This is a genomic window from Bradyrhizobium sp. AZCC 1610 (assembly GCF_036924515.1).
Lineage (GTDB): Bacteria > Pseudomonadota > Alphaproteobacteria > Rhizobiales > Xanthobacteraceae > Bradyrhizobium.
On the sequence record NZ_JAZHRR010000001.1, the window covers coordinates 3,357,144 to 3,371,803 of the forward strand.

At 59.3% G+C, this 14,660-nt stretch carries 20 protein-coding genes and 1 tRNA gene; 6 read left to right on the forward strand and 15 right to left on the reverse strand.

Annotated features, from left to right (window positions below; all coding sequences use genetic code 11):
• Positions 1–99: 99 nt before the first annotated feature.
• The 11 genes from V1279_RS16565 to V1279_RS16615 all read right to left on the reverse strand — a co-directional run bounded on the left by V1279_RS16565 (position 100) and on the right by V1279_RS16615 (position 7,241).
• The gene (locus tag V1279_RS16565) at positions 100–522 is read right to left on the reverse strand and encodes a CopG family transcriptional regulator (protein ID WP_334437719.1); all 423 of its coding nucleotides are present in this window, start codon (positions 520–522) and stop codon (positions 100–102) included.
• Entirely contained in the window at positions 515–661 is a 147-nt protein-coding gene (locus tag V1279_RS16570) for a hypothetical protein (RefSeq protein WP_334437721.1), read from the reverse strand. Before V1279_RS16570 ends, V1279_RS16565 begins: the two co-directional genes overlap by 8 nt.
• The gene (locus V1279_RS16575) at positions 661–1,017 is read right to left on the reverse strand and encodes a hypothetical protein (protein WP_334437724.1); all 357 of its coding nucleotides are present in this window, start codon (positions 1,015–1,017) and stop codon (positions 661–663) included. The genes V1279_RS16570 and V1279_RS16575 overlap by 1 nt, the downstream gene beginning before the upstream one ends.
• Positions 1,014–1,232: a hypothetical protein gene (locus tag V1279_RS16580; RefSeq protein ID WP_334437727.1), complete on the reverse strand. Its 219-nt coding sequence runs from the start codon at positions 1,230–1,232 to the stop codon at positions 1,014–1,016. Before V1279_RS16580 ends, V1279_RS16575 begins: the two co-directional genes overlap by 4 nt.
• A gap of 583 nt (positions 1,233–1,815) precedes the next feature.
• A complete protein-coding gene (locus V1279_RS16585) occupies positions 1,816–2,631 on the reverse strand; it encodes a hypothetical protein (RefSeq protein WP_334437730.1) in 816 nt (271 codons plus the stop codon).
• Positions 2,628–3,734: an AAA family ATPase gene (locus V1279_RS16590; RefSeq protein WP_334437733.1), complete on the reverse strand. Its 1,107-nt coding sequence runs from the start codon at positions 3,732–3,734 to the stop codon at positions 2,628–2,630. The genes V1279_RS16585 and V1279_RS16590 overlap by 4 nt, the downstream gene beginning before the upstream one ends.
• On the reverse strand, positions 3,731–4,618 hold the full coding sequence (locus V1279_RS16595; RefSeq protein WP_334437735.1) for a bifunctional DNA primase/polymerase: 888 nt from the start codon (positions 4,616–4,618) through the stop codon (positions 3,731–3,733). The genes V1279_RS16590 and V1279_RS16595 overlap by 4 nt, the downstream gene beginning before the upstream one ends.
• A gap of 7 nt (positions 4,619–4,625) precedes the next feature.
• Positions 4,626–4,901, reverse strand: coding sequence for a hypothetical protein (locus V1279_RS16600; protein WP_334437738.1), 276 nt, complete (start codon positions 4,899–4,901; stop codon positions 4,626–4,628).
• A gap of 201 nt (positions 4,902–5,102) precedes the next feature.
• Positions 5,103–5,324: a hypothetical protein gene (locus V1279_RS16605; RefSeq protein WP_334437741.1), complete on the reverse strand. Its 222-nt coding sequence runs from the start codon at positions 5,322–5,324 to the stop codon at positions 5,103–5,105.
• A 94-nt stretch (positions 5,325–5,418) separates the two neighbouring features.
• Positions 5,419–5,949 carry a hypothetical protein gene (locus V1279_RS16610; RefSeq protein WP_334437744.1) on the reverse strand — a complete coding sequence of 177 codons (531 nt, stop codon included), beginning with the start codon at positions 5,947–5,949 and terminating at the stop codon, positions 5,419–5,421.
• Positions 5,950–5,990: 41 nt separating this feature from the next.
• Positions 5,991–7,241, reverse strand: a complete 1,251-nt coding sequence (locus tag V1279_RS16615) for a tyrosine-type recombinase/integrase (RefSeq protein WP_334437747.1) — start codon at positions 7,239–7,241, stop codon at positions 5,991–5,993.
• 163 nt (positions 7,242–7,404) lie between these two features.
• On the opposite strand from V1279_RS16615, the gene V1279_RS16620 reads away from it, so the two are divergent.
• Positions 7,405–7,478, forward strand: a tRNA-Lys gene (locus V1279_RS16620).
• A gap of 245 nt (positions 7,479–7,723) precedes the next feature.
• Positions 7,724–7,999, forward strand: a complete 276-nt coding sequence (locus V1279_RS16625; protein ID WP_334437750.1) for a hypothetical protein — start codon at positions 7,724–7,726, stop codon at positions 7,997–7,999.
• Between the two features lie 507 nt (positions 8,000–8,506).
• Here V1279_RS16625 and V1279_RS16630 read toward each other — a convergent pair.
• Together V1279_RS16630 and V1279_RS16635 are read right to left on the reverse strand one after the other, a co-directional pair.
• A complete protein-coding gene (locus V1279_RS16630; protein WP_334437753.1) occupies positions 8,507–8,776 on the reverse strand; it encodes a hypothetical protein in 270 nt (89 codons plus the stop codon).
• 624 nt (positions 8,777–9,400) lie between these two features.
• Positions 9,401–9,772: a hypothetical protein gene (locus V1279_RS16635; RefSeq protein WP_334437756.1), complete on the reverse strand. Its 372-nt coding sequence runs from the start codon at positions 9,770–9,772 to the stop codon at positions 9,401–9,403.
• A gap of 769 nt (positions 9,773–10,541) precedes the next feature.
• On the opposite strand from V1279_RS16635, the gene V1279_RS16640 reads away from it, so the two are divergent.
• Entirely contained in the window at positions 10,542–10,703 is a 162-nt protein-coding gene (locus V1279_RS16640; RefSeq protein ID WP_334446423.1) for a DUF2158 domain-containing protein, read from the forward strand.
• Positions 10,700–10,960, forward strand: coding sequence for a DUF6953 family protein (locus tag V1279_RS16645; protein ID WP_334437758.1), 261 nt, complete (start codon positions 10,700–10,702; stop codon positions 10,958–10,960). The genes V1279_RS16640 and V1279_RS16645 overlap by 4 nt, the downstream gene beginning before the upstream one ends.
• A 17-nt stretch (positions 10,961–10,977) precedes the next feature.
• On the opposite strand, the gene V1279_RS16650 is transcribed toward V1279_RS16645, so the two are convergent.
• Both V1279_RS16650 and V1279_RS16655 read right to left on the reverse strand, forming a co-directional pair.
• A complete protein-coding gene (locus V1279_RS16650) occupies positions 10,978–11,262 on the reverse strand; it encodes a hypothetical protein (protein ID WP_334437761.1) in 285 nt (94 codons plus the stop codon).
• Positions 11,263–11,302: 40 nt separating this feature from the next.
• Positions 11,303–11,749: a Panacea domain-containing protein gene (locus V1279_RS16655; protein WP_334437764.1), complete on the reverse strand. Its 447-nt coding sequence runs from the start codon at positions 11,747–11,749 to the stop codon at positions 11,303–11,305.
• Between the two features lie 300 nt (positions 11,750–12,049).
• On the opposite strand from V1279_RS16655, the gene V1279_RS16665 reads away from it, so the two are divergent.
• Entirely contained in the window at positions 12,050–12,229 is a 180-nt protein-coding gene (locus tag V1279_RS16665; protein WP_334437767.1) for a hypothetical protein, read from the forward strand.
• A 1,568-nt stretch (positions 12,230–13,797) separates the two neighbouring features.
• Positions 13,798–14,658 (forward strand): class I SAM-dependent methyltransferase, encoded by an 861-nt coding sequence (locus V1279_RS16670; protein WP_334446425.1) that lies wholly within the window; start codon positions 13,798–13,800, stop codon positions 14,656–14,658.
• Positions 14,659–14,660: the final 2 nt, after the last annotated feature.

Below are 14,660 nucleotides of genomic sequence, written 5' to 3' on the forward strand. Positions count from 1 at the left end.
TGACAGATGAGGGACTTTGGCCCTCGCTCCAATTGATCGCGCTATCCGCGGTCGCGTTGCTGGCAGCCGTTTGGCTCCAAATGTACATGCCGCTCGGCATTACATGGCCTCCAGCGACTTCTGGATCACCGGATAGGTGCAAACCACCCGCTCAGCCTCGGTGGTGAACATCGGTGCCAGGCGCCAGTGCAGGGCAAGGTCGAAGGGCTCGCTATCGACGTGAACGACGGGGATCCAGTCATCCGCCGGCTTCTCGTCGCTGTAGCTCATGGCCTTGATCTCTCCGCCTTCCACCCAGGCGAAGCGCTGGCGGCCCTCTACAGAGTCGTACAGCGCGCCAGCCGATGGGCTGGGCTTGGGAGTCGGATCGAAGCCGGCCGCACGTAGCGCCTCGCTAAGCGCTTGGCGGGCCCATTCGCTGGGCTTACTGCCCTTGGCACGGGCAGCACGGTCAACCAGCGCCGTGATCTCAGGCTGGCAACGGATCGTGATGCTGTCGCTGAATCGAATTGGCTCAGTCATTGGTCTTGGCCTTGGTAATCCGGTAGCCGCGCTGCTGCATCAATTCGAGTGCAGCACGCACCTGCATGTCGGAAAGCTGGCAAAGCGGGGTGTGCGTCTGGAGCATTCGGGCAAGCTCGCCCAGGTCGTCTGCGCTCATCACGTCCTCACCATTGCGGAGAATTGCACCCGCGCCGTGGTCGAGGACTCGCCAGCCGAGACAAAGCCAAGCGTGTCGCCCTTGTTGATCTGGGGCGGGGCCATCTGTCCAAAGTCGATGCTGTCCACCGTGCCGGCCGCGGAGCCTGATACGGCCACGGTCACAGTGCTGTTAGGAACCGCCACGCCGTTGATTGTCAGGCTCCAGGTGCAATCCGAGCCGGTGATAGCGCCCTGCAGGCAGGAGAACGCGGCGTAAAGCGATCCAGTGACGGGGGACGCCACGCGGACGGTGCTAGGGGCGCTGATGTCAGCCAGGGTCGCCGGGATGTTGACCAGATTCCAAAGGGCGCTCATTGGTCGCCCCAGATCGGCTTGCCTTCAGTGGTGTAGGCCTTGGGCTTGTCGCGTGCTGGCATCTTCTCCAGACCGCGCGCTGCATCGGTGAACGCGATGTAGCCGTTATCGGCCAGCCACCGGAAAACAACGCGCTGCTCAGCATGTGAGAGCCGCTGGAGCGGCGTTGCCGTCGAGGCGCGGTTGATAAGCTCGGTAAGCTGGTCGTCTGTCATGGTGCGATCCCGGTTTCGGTGTGGTGGTGCGCCGGGGGGCACGAGGTGCCGGGGTCGCGAACGTCTGCTAAGAAGTGTGTTTCAGCAGAACACGTAATACATTATCACGGGATTGCACGACAATTATAGTGTTTTGTCAGATAGTTAGGTAATGCGATGGAATTGCTTCACACACCATGCACACTCTCGGAAAGAGATGCGACAAAATGCGCACGCAGAAACCCCTCGATCAGGCCGGCTGCAAGCCGGGCAGAGTAAATGGTGCGGGCAAGGACCACTGTTGACGACGCGCCACCGTTAAACGGTTCAGCACCTCGCGCTCGCGCGCGTAATGGTCCGCGTCTCTCTCGGTGGGCACGTGGGCACTCTCATCACCCGGCACTTGTTCGCAGCATTCCTCAAAAAGCCCCAGGCCGACCAAAAGGGAGGCCGACCAAGGGGCGACCAGCCTAGGGGGTATGGGGGAGAGAGCGCCCCCCCATGGTCGCCCCTGGTCGCCCTATGGTCGGACGATGGTCGGACGGTTGGTCGCCCTCACTTGCCGAACCTTTGCCGAACCTCAGGTGTGGCAGTGTGGCACGCATCAGGCGGCATCGGCTGTGGCCGCATACTTGGCCTGCAATAGCTTCTCGAACTCCGCCATGACTTCGCTGATGACTTCTTCAGGCGGGCGCTGGTCAGCCTTGGGCACATTCCGCTTGATTGCCTGGGCGACGGCATAGAGGATTTCGCCCTCGGTGCGGCTTGGCAGTGGTCCGGGGTCATAGCTCAACAGTTTGGGAGGTAGCGGCTTGCCGTCCTTGATCCCTAGGCGCTCTTCGAGCTCCAGGATTCGCTTCCGCAGCGCGCTGGTGTCGTTGGCGTTGATAACGGTGCCATTGTCGTCGTGGATCGGCTGGATGATCTCCCGCTCCCAACGAACCTCGAGAGTGCGTGTTCGGCCGTCAATGGCCCTCATCAGCTCGGCAACGCCGGTTTTTTCCTCGACCGTCTCAGGCAGCTTGTCGCCGTACCGCCGGGGGTGCAGCTTCGCCATTAGAAACTTGAGTGTATCAACCTTGAGCCGGGATCGGTTCACCCATTCGTTGTCACAGCGGGCGGGCTTCTTGCCGTCCGCCGGAATGGTGTCCCGCGAACTGTCCCAGGCGATTGTCAGGATTTCTTCCGCATACCAGTCCATCAGCGCTTCGCGGGCTGCGGTGTATTGAGCCTGCCGGCCGGTGTCCTTTTCGATCCAGCGCAGGAAGGTTTGCCGGCTTGGCATCTGGGGATCCTCGCAGATCTTGCGAAGCCCCTCGCCTCCCGCCATGCGGTCGCAAGCCTGCTGGAAAATCTCGTCACTGAATTCGCCCGGCCGCTTCGGCTTGGCTTCCGGCGGTATGATCTCGGGGCCAGTCATTGTTCTGCTCCTGAATTAGCCAACAAAACCAGGGTGGCCTTGGAGGCCTTCTTGGTCGGGTTCGGCACCAGCTTGATTTTCTCTGCAGCCAGCAATCGTTCCATCGCGTCACCGAGAGTCTTGGCTGTGTACCCCTTGGCTTGCGGCAGCTTGGCAAGCTGTGCCGGGGCGTAATTGGTGCCCTTCTGGGCTCCGAAAAAGCGCAACTGCTTCGCCGTCAGGTTGAGAAGATCGAGGAAGGCATTATCCGCCACCTTGTGGATCATGGCGAGTTCAACGTCCGTCTTGCCGCCCTCGGGGACAAACACGCCGTCCTGGTATCGGACGACAACGCGCTCACCGAGCGGCCCATACTGGTTTTTCTTGAACTCGATCGTGCGCAGGTCATCGTCCGAGGTCAGGTAAATGCGAGACCGCACGGAGTTGTGCCACGCGGTCGAGCCAGAGATACCCGTCCCGGAGTTTATGCCGGTAAGGCTGGGATGACTGAGCAGCACTACGGAGCCATTTGCCGCGATGGCAAGTTTCCTTAGCAGGCTGACAAACTGGCGAACTTGCCCGCGGTCGATCTCGCTGCCGCCGAATACGTCTGCGGACGTGTCGATCCCGATATGAATCGGCTGAATATCCTTGGCCGCCTCGAGCAATCGATTGTAGAGCCTTGTGGGTTCGATCTGACCGCTTCTGTTGGGAACGCCGAGCAAGCCATCGCCCTCCACGCAAGAGAACATATTCAGGCCGCCTGCGATGAGGTCCGCAAACCCTACATCGTAATGCTGGCAGATGTTGGCTACGCGGCGGTGCAATTCGTCGCGCGTGTCTTCACAGCCCTGGTAGATGACTGGGCGGGGCTCGGGCAACGTGCCGAACCAATCGCGTCCCAAGACATGGGCGCAAGCAAGCTGCAGCTCAACGATGGACTTGCCGCTGCCGCCCTCGCCGCTGAATAGCGTGACCTGGTGAGCCGGCACGCGATCCCGCACGGCCCATTGGCGCGCTGGGACCGGCGTCGCGTCCCAGAAGCTCATGTTGATGAAATTCAGCGGCTCCAGCGGCTCTTCCGGTGCTGCATCTTGCTCGAATGATTGCCAGTGCACACTCATGCCCGCGCCCTCGCGCTCTGCAGGGTTCGGACAATCTCATGTTCGGCCAAGCCAGCATGGCGGGCCGCGTCGCAAAGGGCAGCAAAAGCGCGATCCCCCTCGGACGGAGGCACCTCTCTATCGACCACCATGTCGACGACACGCATAGCGCCCCAAAACAGCACCTTGTTTCGGTCGCCCTCGCCGGTCGCGGCAACTCGATTAAGGATGCCCTGTATGCGAGCGATCGGATTGCCTCCGACGTGTCGGCCGCCGAACGGTTCCGACTGCCGATAGGTGCTCTGTGGTTGCTGCTTCTTCTTTGGACGCAACATCTCATAGAGCCACCCGGGCGCCTCAGCGAAGCTGAAGAAGTCGAGAGGCTCGGCAATTTCGTACGACTTGCCGTCATGTCGGCGGGAAGGTGGCGCGATGATGTAACCACCTTCCCCACGGACATTGATGCCGGTGCCGGTAATGTTGCCCTCGCTGTTTGTGAGAGGCCGGTCCGAGCACCACTTGAACAGAAGGTGCTCGCCGCCGCCCGGGGTCAGGTGCGTATGAGTGTGTGGGCAGCCGTGTTTGAGCTTCAGCCCAGCCCAGCTGGCCTTGCCGTCAGGATCGCCGGGCCTCTTAGGCGCATCGGGGTCGATTGCCCAAATACCGGAAGCCCCGCCGCAGCGGACACCGATCATCGCGCCAGACCAACGCTGCCACCATTCCTGTATTTGGTCCGGTTCGGTCGTTGCTTTCTTCACACCCCCGGTGCCGGGGATCTTGTTGCCGGCTGCATCCAAGTCACAGGCGACGAGCGGCGCCTTCGTGAGCGGGCTGCAGGGGAACACGTGCCAGCCGCGGCGGGCATAATCGAGCGCATATTCGCAAAGTGATTTGTTATCGATCATCGCGCCCTCAATGCTTTGTCGGCGCGAGGATCGTCTCGCACGTCATGCATCGGTCTGTGTCGACAACGAGCACGTTGCCGCCAATGGTAGCGGCGACCTCCTGAAGAAAAACGCGGCGCACGGCCTGGTAGGCCTCCAGAAACTTGTGCCGTTGACGCGCCTTGCGAATCTGCGGCACGGCCGGCGACCACCGAGCTTCGAAAGATTGGCCAGCATCACAGCAGAACGTGACGCAGTAGCCGTGCGGCAGCGAATAGGAGCGTTCGAGGGACGTGGCAGTCATCTCAGCACCTCAATGAAAACGAGAGGTGCGAGGGCTTCAGCCATCGCTGCGTTGACGGCGTAGAGCCGAACGAGTCGAGAGGCTTGCAGTTTGCGGAGGGGCGAGTTAGATTCCGAACAGATCGAAGCGCCAGCCAGATCAGATTTCGGAGCCCCGCACGCCGCCAGCGTTGCGGGGGTTTCCTTTTTCAGAGCCATCTGATCAAGCTACCTCCCGCGTGTCGGAAGTAGACTTGCGCTTGCCCGCTTGCAGCCAGACGTCGAGGTCGTCCAGGTCGTAGCGAATCACGCCGTTGCGCTTGATGAACAGTGGACCGCCGCCAATGCAGCGCAGCTTGTTGAGATAGCCCTCGCCGAAGCCGGTATACGTCGCGGCTCCTTTAACATCGACCGGCGGACGATGTTCTTTCTTAGTCGTATCCATTCTAGACCTCGGTAGTTGGTTGTTACCGAGGCTCAACTTGGTCTTTGTGGCTGGCAATCCGAACGTGCTATTTTTGTCCTATTCGCGTGCCAACTCAGTTCGTCGCAAGCTTCTTGCGGACCTTCCCAATCCGACGGCGCAAGCCGTTAACGCCATCACTCGGCACAACGCCTTTCACGTAGAACGGCGAGTTCTTGTCGTTGGCCAGCTTATAAGCGGTCTTCATATCCGAAAGCATGGGCAGACTTTGAACGGCCTTCAGCAACTGCGCCTCACGATCCGCGGTCCACTTGGTTTTTCCGCCCCGCCTGCCTGAATGCTGCCAAAAGAAAATGTAGGCGAAGTACTCCACCATGACGCGCCACGAAAACGGATCATTCGGATCCAGTTTGAAATGCCTGAATGCTCGAACCATTGCCTCCCGGAACGGGTCTTTGAAGTCCGCCGGAACGGCCTCTTCACGTAAGCCCCCCTTACCGTCAGGGAAGAGTACTGATTTCATCGGCTCCAGGCTTAGCGCCCGCATCGCCATTCTCTCTCGGTGCATCTTTAGAAGTTCTGGGGAGCCCTGAAAGATTTCCTCTGCCGCGCCCGACAACGGCTTGAGCTTCGGGCCATAATGCATCAACGACCGGGCTCGTTTGTTAGGGCTAGACTTGCGGGCCATTAGACCGCCCTTTCGTGGATGGCGATAACGTTGTCGGCCGGCGGGTCTAATATCATGGCGACAATACCGGCCAGCGCCTCGAATGCCTTGCGCTTCTCTTCCAGATATTCGTACCGGTCGTAGGTTTCCCGCACGCCTCCAATGACGTGGCCCATGCACCGCTCAGCGTGATCTGCGTCCACCTTGGCGCGGCTCATGAGGCTGCGGCCGGTGCGGCGCAGGTCATGCAACTGCCACTGCTTCATCGGCGGGCGCCCTTCCGCTTTCCGGATCTTGGCAATAATCCGGTTCAGCTCTTTCTTGGCCTTGCTAAAGCCGCTGAATGCTTTTTCCCCGTCGGTGGTGGAGAACACAAACCAGGAATTGCGTTTGCCGGCGGGCTTCCAGTCAATGAGGGTGCGCATTGCCGGGGTGATTGGGATAACGTGATCTCGCTTGTTCTTGTACCGGGCGGCCGGAATGGTCCAAAGGTCGCCTTCAATCTCGTCCGTATGCATTTCCGACGACTCGTTGCGGCGGGTCATCGCAAGCAAGAGGGATTTGACGTAGCGCGGATAACAGGCCGGCGCCTCGAACTGATCCAGCGCCTTCCAAACGTCCCTGATCTCGTCATCGGCCAGAATGCGCTTGCGGCTGCGCTCGCCCGGCTTCGTCTTTGCCATCCCGCGGACGATCGGAGACTTGAACTCGTCATCCTGCACCATCTGCCAATTGAAGGCTTTGCGGACGTGCGACAGCACACGATCGGCCATAACCCGCCCGTGTTCCGTGGCAATCTCGTTGAGCATGGTCGTGATGTCGCTGCGCTTGAGGTCGTAAATCGACTTATCCCCAATCCGGGGCCTGACATAGACGGTAAAGGCCCGCTTCACCTGATCGCCACTGCGGAGCCCGTCAACGTGATCCTTCTCGAAGGCATCCAGCACGGCGTTGACGGTGTTCTCTTCCGCCAGCCTTTCGCGCTTGGCTTCCGCCCGGCTCTCTTGGATTTCTCCTACCGGGTCCTGCTTGTTGGCAACCTCGCCGGCCGCCTTCTTCGCGAAGTCGCGCGCCTGGTCGGCTGTAATAGAGCCATGCAGGCCCAGACCCAACCAGCGCTGCTTTCCGGTGGTCTTGTCACGGTATCGATACCCGTACGTCACAGCGCCGCTGTCGAGGCAGCGGGCGACAAAACCCTTAACTTCCTTGTCCGCCAGGATTTGCCCGGCGGTCATGGCGTCAACTTTGGTCTTGGTGATCTTCGCTTGCATCGCCCTGCTCCCGTGCACACCAAATCATTATGGGGTCTCTATGCACACTCTATGCACACAGCCACGGGTAAACGCAAGGCATTTCTCGGAAGATGTAGGAATTGCTGGAAAAGCCTGCTATCACTGCATTTCTTGGGACTTTCGGAGGAAACGCAATGTCTGCAGCACGTTGGCTTGTGTGCATGCCCCTAACTTTTAATCATGGGGTCGTGGGTTCGAGTCCCACCGCGCTCACCAAACGAAATCAAATACTTAGCTCGGAAAAGACTCAGCCGACCCAAAGGCGAAAATAGATTGGGGTAGCGAACGGGGTAACGAAATTGTGTTGGTTGATGGCCCGACCGGCAGATCACCTTCGACGAAATGCGCCCGTCCGGTGCTCGCGGCGCTCTCAACATCCTAGCCCATCGTTGGAACGAAAACTCTCTGAGGCAGTTCAGCGTTGGCGCTGGGGCCTCTTTCCGTTCAGAGGAGCTCACACAATGACCAAGAGCATCCTTGTTAGTCTTGCTATCCTCACTCTCTCCACGTCTGTCGTTTTGGCCGCGCAGCGGACTCAAAGCCGCGCGATGAAGCCAACCGCATCTGCCGCCGCGACGCATCCCAACGCAGCATTTGCTCGTATGGGTCCGTCTCCGGTCATCTTCGCGCCCGGTCTGAGCAACAGCGACCGCGAGATGTATAACCGAAATCTCCGCGACTCCGGGTACGATAAGAAGAATGACTTCACCCCGACCGGGACCATACGGACGCAATAGCGTCAGGGTTCTATAGGGCCGGAGGTTGATTTCCTTCAGGCTGCCATGTCGCGGTGGGCGGCCTAGATGTGTTTCGAGACCGAGGCGTTGATGATCTCCGCGCCGCAGAACCTCGAGCGCGGGTTCGTCGAAAGGCGCTTGAACGAGGAAGGTTGGCTCTGCAAAGCCTGGCTAACCCTCGAGTTTCGACATGCCGCTTTGACTGGAGCGGCCCGACGCACGACGGTTCCGGACGACAAGCGCCGGGCCTTGCCACTGCGAGGCGCCCCGAAATGGCCCATTCAGGCTGGGGGTCATTTTTGGCAGAATTGGGCATCTCGATCCCGGTGGCTGGTCAGATGAAGCTCGGCCTCTCCGTATTCATTCTCGCTTCAAGCTTGCTTGCAGGTTGCGCGAGCACCGGCAGCAACCCCGTTGCGGACATGCCAGCGTGGATGGGCGGGCTGCCAGCCGACGCGCCCCCGAGACGTGGCACCCCGGCCTATGATGCGTGGCAAGCCGAGCGAGCTAAAGAGGCTGCCCGCCCAAAGGGAACGGATGCCGCTCGTTGACACGGACGAGCACCGCATTTCGCTTAGCCGACGCCATAGGGCTTGTTGAGAAAGTAATCGCGATTCCTAGCGCCTTCTCTGCGTACTGATCGATCGCGACCGTGATTGCCAGGACGTGTTGGTAGCAGTGGCCCTCGCGCGTCGCACGGTGGCGCACTTCGGCAAGGGCCTTGATCCAGGGCGAGTTGTCCGCCTTCTCGTCGTACCATTTGCGCGGCTCTGCCATCACCAACTCCGGCCGCCCAACACGCGCCCCTTCATCGGACCATCCTGCTCCTTCTTCAGCCGGTCCCGCTCGGCACAAAGGTCTTCGATCTTCGCAAGCATTCTCCCGAGCAAAAGCTCAGCCGACGCAGTCGAGATGCCAGCACGCTGAAGCTGTAGGATCTCCTTACGCTGTCTTCCGAGCTGGACGCGCATGTGCTCGATTTCGGAACGGACGTGATCTAGGCCCATAGCGCTCCTTCATTGCGGACGAGCCCCTCGGCACGGCGCCCGAGCTGGTCGTACAGGCGAAGCCGCCTGAACAGAATTTTCGATTTCCCGATCGCCTTTCATGAGCCGGGCGCTTCCCTCCGGAACAGGTCAGCAGCACGTCCGTTTTGGCCCCGTGGCTGCTTGACATTGCCCGTGGCCGCAACGCGGCCCCAGCAGTCCCTTCCCCGAGGACCTGGGGCCGTTTTTAGTTTGAATACGGACAGTACCCGTGAGCCGGAAATCGTGAACAACTTGGCAAGCCGCTAGGAATAGGCTGTGCTGGCGCGGAACGCCCAAGATCATTGCCTGAGTCCAACTAGCGGGGAGCGAAATGGCCGAAAGGATTGACGTCGAGGTTACGGGCAAATCCCAGTTAGAAGTCGCCTACGAGATGGCGAGATTCATTCTCATCAATATGGAAGGTCGTCAGGTTAAAACGATAAAGCGGCGAGAGTTCTTGGATTTGGTAGCTGACTGCATAGAGGCCTTGCGCGGCATTAAGGTCAGAGAGATTGTCAGCTAAAAAGTGAGGCTGGCACTCTTGGCAGGATCCAAGCCTGCTCTTATCCGCACGAGCAAGCAAGTTGGCGATAAGGATCACCTGAAGGTCTTCGCCACCACGGACGCCGCGGAAAAATGGTTTAAGGAAAACGACCCGGAAGGCGTTGCGTTTGAATATGAGGTTCTGGAGTGAACCGGCCAGTGTTCCAGAATTAACCCGCAACGCGGACATCAAGCTTAACACGCGAGTTTCATTGCGGCCGATCTAAACAAGCCTAGCGTGACTGCAAGTCGCGCAGATGGCAAATAGTCCCCGCCTGAGTACTGCGCGATTAGGGGCCACTTCGTGCCCTCGAAGTGGCCCCGCCCCCCAAGACAAGCCCGCCCGCATGAACCGGCGGGAGCTTGGATCCGAGTAGAGCAAAGGAACGATATTCCCGGCGCCAATGTTAAGCCGTGCACTTAAGACAACGAGGAGCCGCCATGATGATCCGCTTTGCTTGCTTTGGGGTCTTCTTTGTAGCTTTCGCTCTTACTGGGCCAGCCTCGGCTACAGGGGGATGCGGCGTTGGTTGTCGCAGCACATCAGAAGGAGCGTGCGTCCGCGACGGATGGCAGGAAGGTTTGCCCGTTCGGAACGTGTGCCCGGCCACATCCCGGCCAACTCCCCCTTGCGGCCCCTATCACCGATGGAGTCAGCAATCCATGATGTGTATTCCGACTTGAACCGACCGGGTGTTACCGGCACGCAAAAGCCGCCGCTGGGTTGAGTCAGCGACGGCTCTACGCATTATCTCGTCGCTGCCGGAGTCCGTGATGCCCGGTGGTTCTGCCGAGCCGCCCCGAAGCAATTCGCCGGCTTGTCGAGCTGGGGCTAAAGGCGAAGTCCAAGGTCCAATCCACCCCTTTTCGGGGCGCAGCGACGCTCTGGCCTTGCCCTCCACCACCGGTTGCGAAACAATCGCACGAATCAGGGGAGGTGAAAATTGGCAAACTTCAAAGCAGGCGATCTGGTGGTCCTCAAATCCGGGGGGCCCACCATGACAGTAGACTCCATAACTGCTGCCGACGGCGGGGTTTGGGCCGTCTGGTTTGCTGGCGCTAAGCGGGAGCGAGCGCATTTCAATGTGGACAGTTTAGAGCAGGCGCCTCCGAAAACTGAGTCAAAGACATGACACCAGCGCTGGAAGTTGCGCAGTTCATGCTCGATGAATTGAACAAGTCAACCTGCCTCTACCAAGATACAATCGTTTATGACATCGACAAGAAATTTGGCCCGGGATTCACGAGCTTGAACGCGGCTGGCAATCCTTCGATCAACAAGGATGTGTTAGCCGCTTTCAACAAGCTCACGCCCGATGTTGTTTGGGTGCGGGGAGAACGGTTATGGCGGCAACGCGAGCCGTTCGACCAACCGGGCCGATTGCAATAGCTCTTGAATGAACCGCCCTATTTTTTCGGAGAACTATCGCTGCTTTCGGGGAGCCATCGCATAATTCGATCGAAAAGTCGCTCGAGCGGAACGGCAACCGCTTCGATTCCCAACCATTTTCCCACGAACGAAAGAAAGACAAGCTGCAACAGAAAGAGCAGAACTACTGCGTAGCTCATTTTTTCGACCGCAAGGACATCGAACAACATTACGGCCACGAATATCCAAATAAAGCGCTCTTCCCGCCTCTCATCTTTTTCACGCTGCAACTGCTGCTCAAGGGCAGCATTACTTTCATCCACCTTCGTTGGACGTGCCGTCCTAATAATTACCGAAAAATCATCAGTGCGCTTCTGCGAGTCGGGTGTTGTATTCGGCAATGATGTCTGTGTCGGGGATGACGGCTGATCTGACTCCTGGGACATAATGCTTGGCCCATGCTCCATTCTGCTGATGAGTCATCGCTACCAGTTCACTGGAGCTCTTCGTCAAAAGGCGCTCGCAAGCCTCCCGCAGCGTCTCCTCCTCTGGAGTGCCGAAAATTCGAGGCGTCCCGAAGAAAATATTCTGAATTGGCTTGTCGCCAAATATGCGAGTCGTTCGATAGAGGTCGGAATTGACAGGACCGTAATCCCAAGCCTCAAACTCCCCGTCGATCAAACGTTGACCGGTTCGCCCAAGGTGAACCATATGTGCGAGATAAAGGATTTTCTGAAGGGCTAGATTGGTGACGTTCCAATTGCCACGCGCGCACACGTACCTAGCTGCGGCTGTGGTTGGAATAGCCATGTGAAAATGCCTCTCGACCGGGGCGAAGGGACCGATCCTCGCCGACTTATATAGGATTCGTTGTAAACAAGTCACTACAAGTTGTGTCCGCCGCATCACCAACCTACCGAAAAAGGATTCGGCCCTGCCGGAATGGCAAGCGGCGGTCGAGGCGCTGATGCTAGTGGTCGATCTGGGCGGTCCGACAATGTTTGCGCGAATTGGCGTCATGCGCGCATTGAACCGGGGCCACGTTCGGGAGTTTAACCCATCTCGAAAGAGCCCCCACTGGGGACGCCGCAAGCTGGCGCGAGATCGATGATGAAGACGGTTTGGATTTACGTTGATACCGGCAAACAGGTCGGCGACCGTGACCATCTCAAGGTGTTTGCAAACTCGGACCTTGCCGATGAGTGGTTCCTGGTGAACGATCCTAAAGGCGTCGTGTTTGAATATGAGGTCATAGGCGCTGTGGATGACGAAACCGGGGAAGGATGCTGACGACATCGCCGAAACCGAGGCACGACCTATGCCGGGCGCGATGTTGACGATCCGGACAGGCCGCAAATCGAGTGCGCTCGCGCTGCACTGAAAGCAAAATGGCCGCAGATTGCTCTGCGGCCCACCGACAAAAGTAATTCTGCCGTACTGAAATCGTCACCCTCGGTGCTGTTGATACCGTACCTCAGCGCTGTTTCAATTTCATTTCGTCGCTTCCCCGTATGACTACGAGGCTTGGCAAAAATAATGCAGCCAGGGAGCGGCTGAAGGTGCTCATCGACGAGAAAGCCAGTTGACCCTGGAACGATCGCGGGCGCAGCGCATTGGCTCAATCGCGTGTCCGTGGAAGTAGCGGCACGCGCTCGGTCGGCCCCAGTCGAGCCTTGCCAGCCCCCGGCCTAGGCTGGGGCCACCTTCCAGCCGCTGTCGGCTGCCTCGGCCCTTCCATCTTCCTCACGGGCGGCCAAGCGCTTCGAGCTGCGCGATCTCTGGGCTGCGCTCGATACCATCGAGGAACCCATCTGCTATCCGTTCTATGTCAGAACGCTGTTGCTGACCGCGCCGCGCCGCACCGAGTCTGCTCGCATGCTCATCTCGCCGATATCCGGATTGCCGGTGTGCGCATTCCGTCTTGATCGACGCCGGCCATTGGGGGTGACGACGTTCGCCTGTCCGACCTGGAACCGAAATTCACACGCGAGGTATGCGGCCACCGTGGCTCGGATGCCTCGATCCTGCGTGTTAATGATGCATGAACGTTCAATTCAGCCGCCATACAGGTGAAAAAGCATAAGCTCCGATAGCACTTCTCCGCCCGGAGGGATTAGAAATGCTCTTAAACATTGCCAGCGTGGCGCTCGCGCTGCAGCTGGGAGTACCTGCCGCTGAACGATAGCGAGCTGCCAGCCCAGGAAATCCAATACCGCGTGCCCGTCCGTCCGCCGCCGTGCGGCCATGGTTGGGATGTCAGTGCTCGCGACGGCATGTGCTATCCGACCGGCTCTCTTCACCCGCGGGATCAAGCGGCGCGACAATACCGCAGGTATCGCGGCGACAGATATTATGACGACTATCCACGGCCGCGTCGCCGCCACTACTACGACGATTGAGGGGCCCGCGATCGTCTGGCAGATGCGACACAGTCGGGTCGAGACACAAGACCATCATCTCGGTGGCTCGTGACGGGAGGGCTTACGTCTGGGCGAACGGAGAATTCTACAAATTCCAGATCGAACCCGGTCCGCAAGTGCAGGAGGATCAATGCCTCTGGTGATCCAGGCTATTTCGATAGCGATGTGGTTGAACCGGAGGTTAGCGGTGATCGAAGTCGTCGTGAGCGAGTGTGAATCGGCGCGCTCTGCTCCCAATCGGCGTCCGAGGATGCCCCCTCCGCGTTGCACCTAACCATCTGAGGCATTGTCGGAATAAGGACGCCGAAAGGGATCAATATTCGAAGCCCAGACACAGCAAAGCAACCTGCGACCCCGTGGCCGTTCGCCAAGCGGAACAGTTAGGCATCGGGGGCGTTTTTTCGCACTGAAGAAACGCACTTGGGGACGCACGTGCTGATGCGAACCGGCCGAACTGCGCTTACGCTCAAGTGTCCCGCGTGCAGTCGGGCGACGCCACATCGGTTTCTTTACATCAAGAACGGTTGCGACATCTTTCAATGTCGGGACTGCGGACTGGGACGCACCGAGGCATCGAGCTTCGATCCCCTCGCTTATTATGATGATGGCTACTTTTCCGGCCGTCAGTCCGACGGCTACGCCGATTATCGCGGCGCAGAACCCGTGCTACGGCGCGAGTTCGCCCGCACGATCGAGTTCATCCGGCACCGCAAGCCACAGGGCTGCCTGCTCGAGATTGGTTGCGCCTACGGCTTCTTTCTCGATGAAGCCCGCCGCGCGGGATTTGAAGTGAGCGGCATCGAGCCGGCGGAGTCGGCTGCTGCCCATGCTGGCGATCTCGGCTTGAACGTCATCTGCGGCCTGCTGAGCGAAGCGACTCTCGAGTCGCTTGGCAATCTGGATGTTATCGTCCTCCTCGACGTCATCGAGCATCTGCCCGACCCGCAGGAAGCCCTCGCGCTGCTCGCGGACCATCTCCGGCCGGACGGAATCATCGTGCTGACGACCGGAGACTTCGGTTCCTTCGCGGCGCGGTCGACCGGCGCGCACTGGCGCCTGATGACGCCTCCGCAGCACCTGTGGTTCTTCAATCGCGCCAGCATCGCGTCTCTGGCCCAATCGGTTGGCCTTCGCGTCGAGAGTTCCGATTACCCTTGGAAAGTCGTGCCGTTCTCGCTGATCGTCTTCCAGGTCGGTCGCATGCTCGGCCGCAAGATCGCGGCCAGCCCGACCGGCAACCGGTTCGCCATTCCGGTGAATCTGTTCGACGCGATGCGCGTGGTCTTGAGCAAGGCGTGAGA

Excerpts from the sequence above, each read along its gene's own strand:
- V1279_RS16605 (WP_334437741.1), bottom strand. The coding sequence starts at position 5,324 with ATGGATACGACTAAGAAAGAACATCGTCCGCCGGTCGATGTTAAAGGA.
- V1279_RS16575 (WP_334437724.1), bottom strand. The coding sequence starts at position 1,017 with ATGAGCGCCCTTTGGAATCTGGTCAACATCCCGGCGACCCTGGCTGAC.
- V1279_RS16565 (WP_334437719.1), bottom strand. The coding sequence starts at position 522 with ATGACTGAGCCAATTCGATTCAGCGACAGCATCACGATCCGTTGCCAG.
- V1279_RS16610 (WP_334437744.1), bottom strand. The coding sequence starts at position 5,949 with ATGCATTATGGCCCGAAGCTCAAGCCGTTGTCGGGCGCGGCAGAGGAA.
- V1279_RS16630 (WP_334437753.1), bottom strand. The coding sequence starts at position 8,776 with ATGGCAGAGCCGCGCAAATGGTACGACGAGAAGGCGGACAACTCGCCC.
- V1279_RS16590 (WP_334437733.1), bottom strand. The coding sequence starts at position 3,734 with ATGAGTGTGCACTGGCAATCATTCGAGCAAGATGCAGCACCGGAAGAG.
- V1279_RS16670 (WP_334446425.1), top strand. The coding sequence starts at position 13,798 with ATGCGAACCGGCCGAACTGCGCTTACGCTCAAGTGTCCCGCGTGCAGT.
- V1279_RS16595 (WP_334437735.1), bottom strand. The coding sequence starts at position 4,618 with ATGATCGATAACAAATCACTTTGCGAATATGCGCTCGATTATGCCCGC.
- V1279_RS16645 (WP_334437758.1), top strand. The coding sequence starts at position 10,700 with ATGACACCAGCGCTGGAAGTTGCGCAGTTCATGCTCGATGAATTGAAC.
- V1279_RS16570 (WP_334437721.1), bottom strand. The coding sequence starts at position 661 with ATGAGCGCAGACGACCTGGGCGAGCTTGCCCGAATGCTCCAGACGCAC.
- V1279_RS16625 (WP_334437750.1), top strand. The coding sequence starts at position 7,724 with ATGACCAAGAGCATCCTTGTTAGTCTTGCTATCCTCACTCTCTCCACG.
- V1279_RS16585 (WP_334437730.1), bottom strand. The coding sequence starts at position 2,631 with ATGACTGGCCCCGAGATCATACCGCCGGAAGCCAAGCCGAAGCGGCCG.
- V1279_RS16600 (WP_334437738.1), bottom strand. The coding sequence starts at position 4,901 with ATGACTGCCACGTCCCTCGAACGCTCCTATTCGCTGCCGCACGGCTAC.
- V1279_RS16615 (WP_334437747.1), bottom strand. The coding sequence starts at position 7,241 with ATGCAAGCGAAGATCACCAAGACCAAAGTTGACGCCATGACCGCCGGG.
- V1279_RS16665 (WP_334437767.1), top strand. The coding sequence starts at position 12,050 with ATGAAGACGGTTTGGATTTACGTTGATACCGGCAAACAGGTCGGCGAC.
- V1279_RS16655 (WP_334437764.1), bottom strand. The coding sequence starts at position 11,749 with ATGGCTATTCCAACCACAGCCGCAGCTAGGTACGTGTGCGCGCGTGGC.
- V1279_RS16580 (WP_334437727.1), bottom strand. The coding sequence starts at position 1,232 with ATGACAGACGACCAGCTTACCGAGCTTATCAACCGCGCCTCGACGGCA.